The sequence below is a fragment of the Jatrophihabitans lederbergiae genome, assembly GCF_031845305.1.
GTDB classification, from domain to species: domain Bacteria; phylum Actinomycetota; class Actinomycetes; order Mycobacteriales; family Jatrophihabitantaceae; genus Jatrophihabitans_A; species Jatrophihabitans_A lederbergiae.
Map to the genome: position 1 here is coordinate 75,023 of NZ_JAVREH010000017.1, position 6,872 is coordinate 81,894.

The following is a 6,872-nucleotide window of genomic DNA, read 5'->3' on the forward strand; positions in this document are numbered from 1 at the left end:
GTTACTTCAGAACCTTCTTGACCGACGCCGGCACCTCGGCGTGCAGCGACTGCTGGTAGCCGTCGGCGATGTTCCCCTTGGTGATCGTGATCGCGCCGGCGACCGCGAAGGCCGGGGCCTTCTTACCCAGCAGCGCGTACGCCGCGGCGTCGGCCATTCCGCGACCGACGTCCCAGGCCTTGTCGGCGACTACGGCGACCGTCGCCCCGCCGGTTGCCATGTCGACCACGATCGGGTCGTCGAGGTCCAGCGTGACGACCTTGGTGCTGGTGTTGCCGACCGTGCGCAGGGCGGACAGGACACCCTCTGCCGGTTGCGCCCAGCTGGCATAGATTCCTGCCACGTTCCGGTGCTGGGTGAGCACGGCGCCGGCGATGCTGGTCGCGTTGCTCGGATCGGAGAAGCCCTTCTCCGCCACGATCTTGATGTTCGGGAACTCCTTCTCGATCGTGGTCTTGAAGGCAGCGTCACGCTGATTGGTCACGTAGTACTGGGCGTCGTAGAAGAGGATGGCCACATCGCCCTTGCCGCCGATCGAGTTGCCCAGGGCTTCGGCGGCGCGCTTGCCCATGTCGTACAGGTCATCGGTGACGATGGAGGAATAGTCCTTGCCGTAGGTGTATCCCTTGGGCACGTTGGACAGGAAGACGAGTTTGGTGCCGGCCTTGACGGCCGGCTGGAAGGCGGCAGCCGCGGACGTCGGGTCGACCGGCAAGCCGATCATCACGCTCGGCTTCTTCACCAGCGCGGTCTGCACCTGGTTGGCCTGGGTGCCGGCGTTCATGTTGGCGTTGGCATTGGCCTGCACCTTGATGCCCAGTCGCGCGAACTCCGCGTTGGCTCCCGACTGCACCGCCGAGACGAACTGCGACGAGGTGTGCCATAGCTGCGCCGCGGTGTAGTTGCCTGCCCTGAGCTTGGCCACCTCGGCATCGGACAACGTCAACTGGTCCAACGGCGTCGGCGTTTCACCGTTCGGGCCGACGGTTGCGGTCAGCTGCTTGTCGATGACGGAGCTACCGGCCGCGGAAGCGCTGGCGCTCGAGGATGCGGTGCCGGCGCCGGCGCTGGTGCCGGCGCTGGTGCCGGTGCCCGTGCTGGTGGCGGTGCTGGTGCCGGTGCTCGACGTCGCCCCGGTGCTGCAGGCAGACAGGACGAGAGCGGCGCACGCCGTCGCCACCGATCCGATTACGAATTTCACTGTCATGGTGCTCCTTCGAGTGAGGATGGGCATGGTGCGCGGATGGTCAGCCGCGCAGGTGATGTTCTCAGTGGGTGAGGGTGACTTTGTTGAGCCCGAGCGGATGATCAGGGTCGATACCGAGTTCGCGGCAGACAGCCAGGGCCAGTTGCTGGCCCCGGATGGTCGCCAGCAGGCAGTCGGTGGCTCCGTCGGCCACCGGCCAGCGGACCGGGTCGGAGGCCGCCGAACCGGCCACGATGCTGTCCGCGCCGCGCTCGCGCAGCACCGAGACCAGCTCACGAGTGTCGTGGTCGGCCGGGCCGGAGCCGGCCAGCAACACCGCCGGGGCGTCCGGACCGCAGACCGCGATCGGCCCGTGCCGGAAGTCTGCCGTGGAGAACCCGTGCGCCATCGCGCCAGTGGTCTCCTGAAGCTTCAATGCCGTCTCTTTGGCAGCGGGGTACAGCAGTCCCCGGGCCACCACCGCCAACCGGCGATGCCGAGCCAGCATGGTGGCCGCCGAGTCGACCGACGCGGTGTCGGCGAGTACCTCCGCCGCCCGATCCGCCAATCGGTCGAGTTCACCGACCAGTTCCGGTCCGTCGCCGATCCCCGCCACGACCGCGAGAATGCCCAGTAATTGCGCGGTGACTGTCTTGGTGGCGGGAACGGCCCGCTCCGGGCCCGCGTCCAATGCGACCGCCAGGTCCGCCGCCGCGGCGAGCTCGGATGAGGCGTCGTTCGTGATGGCGATGATCGTTGCTCCGGCGCGCCTCAACCGCTGCGCCGAGTCGATGATCTCAGGAGTTCTCCCCGACTGCGACAGCGCCAACACCACCCAACCGTGGAAACCTGTGGGCGTCCGGCCGTAGGCGGTCAGCACGCTGGGCGCGATCAGGCAGGTCGGCACGCCCGTCCGAAGCTCGACGGCATAGCGGCCCAGCAGCGCGGCGTTGTCAGAAGATCCCCGCGCCAAGAAGGCGACCCCGGCCGGTCTGCCCGTCCCGGCAAGTGCGGAACGAATCCGCCCGGCGATGTCGGCATAGCGGGTCGCCAACCGGTTCAGTACCTGTGGCTGCTCAGCCATCTCAGCCGACATCAGGGTGCCCGGTGCCTGCTCTTTCATACCCGTTCGCCTCTCACCACGGTGTCGGCAGCGTCCACGGCGAGGGCAATCGCCCCGTGCAGCGAGGCGTCGTCGTCGTACCGCCCCACCACCACGTCGGGGGCAAAGGGCGCGAAATCTCGCAGATATGCCGCCAGTATCGGCACCAGTACGTCGGCCGACGCGCTCATCCCCCCGCCGATCACGACGATCTCCGGATCGATGAACACAGCGAGGTTGGCCAGCGCTGTACCGAGCGCCGCCAGCCCTTGATGCACCAGGTGCGCCGCCACCGGGTCCGAACGCCCGAACAGCGTGGCCGCATCCACCCGCTCGCCCAGCACCACCTCGGCGCGATCGGCCAGCGCCCTGCCGCTGATGACCTCTTCGAGCTGAGCGTGCCCTGCCACACCGCCGTCGCGTGCCGCGCCGAGAGTTCCGACCGGCCGGCTGTAGGCGATCTCACCCGCGGCTTGATGAGCGCCGTCTATCACCTGACCAGCTATCACCAGAGCGGCCGCTATTCCGGTGCCGAGGCTGACGTACATGCCGCATCGGCAGTCCTTCAGCGCACCGAAGCGCGCTTCGGCCAAGGCGCCGGCCCGCACGTCGTTCGTCACGGCGACCTCGTCGATCCCGGTGGCCTCGGCAAGACTGCTCGCCAGCCCTACCCGCTCCCAACCAGGAAGGTTGGGCGACAGCAGGATCTGGTTGCTGCGCACGATGCCGGGACTTACCCCGCCGACCGTCGTGATGCTGCGGTTCCGCGCTTCCCGATCCCGAATGTCCCGTAGCGCTTCAGCGATGCGTTGGAACGCCTGAGTTGGCCCAGCAGCCGCCCGGGTCTCTATCCGGCGACGTCCCAGCACGTTTCCGTCCAGGGACGCGACGGCGACATCTATCTTCGTGCCACCGATGTCGATGCCGGCGACCGCTTCGGATGAGCGGTCCGGCATTGCGGTGACCCCGACCCTGTACATAGTTACGAGTCTTTATTAAAGATTCTTAGCTGTCAAGGGTCCAGCCGCGACCCGATGAACCGATCCCTAGGATGTGGCCATGGCACGCCACCCGAACGGGTCCGAAACGGATAGACCGGCCGCTGAGCTGTCGGCAGCGGTCGCCCCGTCGCTGTTGAGGGAGATGAATCAGCGGCTGCTGCTGGATCTCCTTTTCACCGGCGGACCGGCGACACGGCCGGATCTCGCTCGGGCGGCCGGCCTCTCGCAGCCCACCGTGATCGCGGCACTCGACGATCTGGAGCGCGCCGGGCTCGCTCTCAGCAGCGGCAGTCCGGCCAAGCCGCTGGGACGCCCCGCCAAGGTCTACGAGGCCGACGCCAGGGCCGGCAGCGTCGCCGGCATCGACATCGGTCGCGACTGGCTGCACCTCAGCGTCACGGACCTGGCCGGTCGCGACCTTGCCGACCTCGACGTCCGCAACTCCGCCAAGACCGCGGCCGGGCTGGTCGAGCTGGCCGCGCACTCGCTGGCCGAGCTCACCGACAAGGCGGGGATACGGCCGGACGAGGTGACGCACACCGTGATCGGTTCGCCCGGCGTGCTGGATCCGCGGCGTGGCAGTGTTCGCTACGCCGCCAACCTGCCGGGATGGCACCGCGCCGGGTTGGCGCACGCCCTGACCGAGAAGCTCGGCCCCTCGCTGTCCATCGACAACGACGCCAACCTCGCGGCGCTGGCTGAGCTGAACTACGGCGCTGCCCGTGGCGTCCGGGACTTCGTCTATGTCACGGTCGGAACGGGCGTCGGCATAGGTCTCGTCCTGGACGGGCGGGTGTACCGCGGGTTCACCGGAGCTGCGGGCGAGATCGGCTATTTACCACTCGGCAGCGACGGAGCCGGACCGAGAGGCACCTTGCCGGCGCGCGGCATGCTGGAGGAAGCCGTCGCCGCGGACGCCATAGTCAGGAATGCCAAGGCTTCCGGCATGAGCGGCAGTCTCACGGCCAAGACTGTGTTCGCGGCAGCGCGTTCGGGCGACCAGAGAGCGCTCGCCGCGGTGGCGATCGAGGGCAGCCGACTTGCTCAGCTCATCGCCAGCATCGCCGCGTTCCTGGATCCGGAGCTCATCGTGATGGGCGGCGGGGTCGGCCAGAACCTCGATCTGCTGAAACCCGAGATCAGTGCTTCCCTTGCGACCCTGACGCCGATGCGACCGACGCTCATCAGCGGTCAGCTCGGCCGGGACGCCGTCGTGCGTGGAGCGATTGCCCGCGGTGTGGTGCTCGCCCGAGAAGCGGTCTTCACGGCACGCCTCGCCTGACACCCGAGCCAGGACGCCGAAGCGGGGATGGCCTGCCTCGCCAACGAGACCTGCCATTCCCGATCACGGGTACTCGACAGGGATCAGTACGTCATACCGGTTCCGAAGGTGGCGACCACACCGGACGAGTCGTCGGTGCGCACGGTCACCGGTAGGTGGCCCCGCGGTGGCGTTCCGAACAGGGTGTTCACCAGCGCGGTCAGCGTTACGTTCTGGTAGCCGTAGGCGGCGACGAACGTCGTGGCCGTCGGCGTGTACGCCAGGTCGTACGGCCCGCCGAGGGCCACCACGACGACCGGCTTGCCGGTGGCGATCAGGCTGCTCACCAGGTTCTGCTGGCCGGTGTCACCCCAGGCGTTGTTCGTGGTGACGACGACCTCGTCGCTGTTGGTCGCCGCGCTCACTGCCGCGGCGACCACCTTGGCGTTCGGCGCCGAGCCGGTGTACACCCGCTGAGTGGCGACGCCGTGGGTGGCGATCGAGGTGGTGAGAGTCTGGGTCGTCCCCGAGCCCCAGCCGGTGACCAGGATCTTCTTGCCGGTGCCCGAGGCCAGCAGCAGCGTCGAATCACCGTTGCGAAGCAGGGTGATCGAGTCCGCGGCGGTCTTCGCCGCGATGGCGTTCTGGGCCGCGGCCAGATCGGTGGGCATCAGCAGCTCGTCGTCGCCGGTGCCCGATCGCGGCCTGGTGCACGGACAGGTCCACGACGAGAACGCCTGGGCGCTCGGTGGCGTCGCCGGTCACGCCGGAGTGTTCTCCGACGTTCATGACCTGGCGATCCTCGCCCAGACCGTGCTCAACGGTGGCCGCTACGGCTTCACCCGCATCCTGTCCGAGGACTCGGTGGTCGCGATGCTCACCAACCTCAACCAGAACTACCGCGGCCAGAACCACGGGCTGGGCTTCGACCTGTACCAGTACTTCTACGAGGGCGCGCTCGCGACGCCGTACACGGCGGGGCACACCGGCTTCACCGGCACCGACATCGTCATCGATCCCCACCACGCAGTCGTTCTCGATTCTCCTGACCAACGCTGTGCATCCGAGCCGGAGCTGGGGTTCCACCAACCCGGTCCGCCGGGCGGTCACCGACGACCTGGCCCGTGCCATCGCCGTCCACCCGATGTCCGGGCGCACAGACTGGTACTCGGGCATGGCGGACGCCAGCACCGCCAGCGTCACCGTTCCGGTGGCGCGGTTGGGCGCGAAGGCACGGCTGGACTTCGCGCTCTGGTACGACACCGAGCCCTCCGACGTGCTGACCCTGCAGCAGTCCGCGGACGGCGGCACGACCTGGACCCCGTTACCGTTCACCTTCACCGCGGGGCGAGAGAGCTACTCCCGCTCGTCCACCGTCAGTGGATACTCCGGTCACCGCTGGTACGAGGCGCGGGCGCAGCTGGCCCCGGCGGCCGGCCCGGTGCAGCTGCGCTGGACGTACCTGACCGACACGAGGTACCACGGCCGCGGGGTGTACCTCGACCGCATCCGAGTCAGCGACTCGCACGGCACCGTCTTCAACGACAGTCGGCCGGAAGACGCCGCGACGGTCACCGCCGTGGGCTTCGCTCCGGCGTCCGACTGACGGCCGGTGCTGGCGGAAACTGGGTCAGGGCATGGTGCTCAAGCTGGGCGAACTGGACCGCTCAGCCCGGAAGCGGTCGGCCGTGCTGGGCCGGTCGCGTACCCGGATGCCGGTCGCGTTGAAAAGCACGCTTCGTTTCTCAGTGTTAGATTCTGATTACACTCAGTGTGCGCTGTTGCCCAATGATCTTCCAATATCAGTTAGATTTGGATTTGGCATACGGATATGGGTTAACCTCTCAGAGCCTCGGTGTCCACCGGGTGTGAATGGCCGGTCCGTTGATCCCTGTCTGCCGGCTGTTCCAAGAGATGTACTCAGACGGGGGCGGGGAACCCATAGGTGGCGCCTGGGTGCGTCTTGGGGTGAAGCCAGCTCAGGCTGGCCGGACACCGATCGTCCGAATCCGACAGCTAACCCCGCAAACGGTGGATCGGGAGGATCCATGTCTTTCTCCGACAGATACGTCGGTTCTCACCGCCAGGCCAGCACAGTTTCGACCGGCCGCCTGGCCCGGGCCGGGGCCGCCGCCGTCGGCACCGCGGCAATCTCGTTCGCCGCTCTCAACGGCACCGCTGACGCGGCGACCGCGCACGGGACCTGACCCCGAGTAGTGGACACGCTCAATCCCTGCTTCGGTGGGGTGGAAGCGAGATGATCCACTCATGGCGAGGAAGAACTACTCCGAGGAGTTTCGCCGCGACGCTGTCGAGTTGTAT

At 67.8% G+C, this 6,872-nt stretch carries 7 protein-coding genes and 1 riboswitch; of the genes, 3 read left to right on the forward strand and 4 right to left on the reverse strand.

The genetic code is table 11. The features are described from left to right. Position 1: 1 nt before the first annotated feature. From RM423_RS13580 to RM423_RS13590, 3 genes are all read right to left on the reverse strand, one after another. Positions 2–1,201, reverse strand: a complete 1,200-nt coding sequence (locus RM423_RS13580; RefSeq protein WP_311423574.1) for a substrate-binding domain-containing protein — start codon at positions 1,199–1,201, stop codon at positions 2–4. A gap of 67 nt (positions 1,202–1,268) precedes the next feature. Continuing rightward, on the reverse strand, positions 1,269–2,309 hold the full coding sequence (locus RM423_RS13585; protein ID WP_311423575.1) for an SIS domain-containing protein: 1,041 nt from the start codon (positions 2,307–2,309) through the stop codon (positions 1,269–1,271). Next, complete coding sequence (locus RM423_RS13590) at positions 2,306–3,268, reverse strand: ROK family protein (RefSeq protein WP_311423576.1); 963 nt, start codon at positions 3,266–3,268, stop codon at positions 2,306–2,308. The genes RM423_RS13585 and RM423_RS13590 overlap by 4 nt, the downstream gene beginning before the upstream one ends. A 79-nt stretch (positions 3,269–3,347) precedes the next feature. Between RM423_RS13590 and RM423_RS13595 the strand changes: the two genes are divergently transcribed. Then, positions 3,348–4,571 carry an ROK family transcriptional regulator gene (locus RM423_RS13595; RefSeq protein WP_311423577.1) on the forward strand — a complete coding sequence of 408 codons (1,224 nt, stop codon included), beginning with the start codon at positions 3,348–3,350 and terminating at the stop codon, positions 4,569–4,571. A gap of 83 nt (positions 4,572–4,654) precedes the next feature. Here RM423_RS13595 and RM423_RS13600 read toward each other — a convergent pair whose 3' ends face one another. Then, the gene (locus RM423_RS13600) at positions 4,655–5,221 is read right to left on the reverse strand and encodes a glycoside hydrolase family 3 C-terminal domain-containing protein (protein WP_311423578.1); all 567 of its coding nucleotides are present in this window, start codon (positions 5,219–5,221) and stop codon (positions 4,655–4,657) included. 386 nt (positions 5,222–5,607) lie between these two features. Here RM423_RS13600 and RM423_RS13605 point away from each other — a divergent pair, with 386 nt between their 5' ends. Then, positions 5,608–6,156 (forward strand): immune inhibitor A domain-containing protein, encoded by a 549-nt coding sequence (locus RM423_RS13605; protein ID WP_311423579.1) that lies wholly within the window; start codon positions 5,608–5,610, stop codon positions 6,154–6,156. Positions 6,157–6,452: 296 nt separating this feature from the next. Next, positions 6,453–6,596, forward strand: a riboswitch (cyclic di-AMP (ydaO/yuaA leader). A gap of 2 nt (positions 6,597–6,598) precedes the next feature. Continuing rightward, positions 6,599–6,757, forward strand: a complete 159-nt coding sequence (locus tag RM423_RS13610) for a hypothetical protein (protein ID WP_311423580.1) — start codon at positions 6,599–6,601, stop codon at positions 6,755–6,757. The last annotated feature ends 115 nt before the right edge of the window (positions 6,758–6,872 follow it).

Bases quoted from the DNA above. Each gene is read 5' to 3' on its own strand.
- RM423_RS13585 (WP_311423575.1), bottom strand. From the start codon at position 2,309: ATGAAAGAGCAGGCACCGGGCACCCTGATGTCGGCTGAGATGGCTGAG.
- RM423_RS13590 (WP_311423576.1), bottom strand. From the start codon at position 3,268: ATGTACAGGGTCGGGGTCACCGCAATGCCGGACCGCTCATCCGAAGCG.
- RM423_RS13595 (WP_311423577.1), top strand. From the start codon at position 3,348: ATGGCACGCCACCCGAACGGGTCCGAAACGGATAGACCGGCCGCTGAG.
- RM423_RS13600 (WP_311423578.1), bottom strand. From the start codon at position 5,221: ATGCCCACCGATCTGGCCGCGGCCCAGAACGCCATCGCGGCGAAGACC.
- RM423_RS13610 (WP_311423580.1), top strand. From the start codon at position 6,599: ATGTCTTTCTCCGACAGATACGTCGGTTCTCACCGCCAGGCCAGCACA.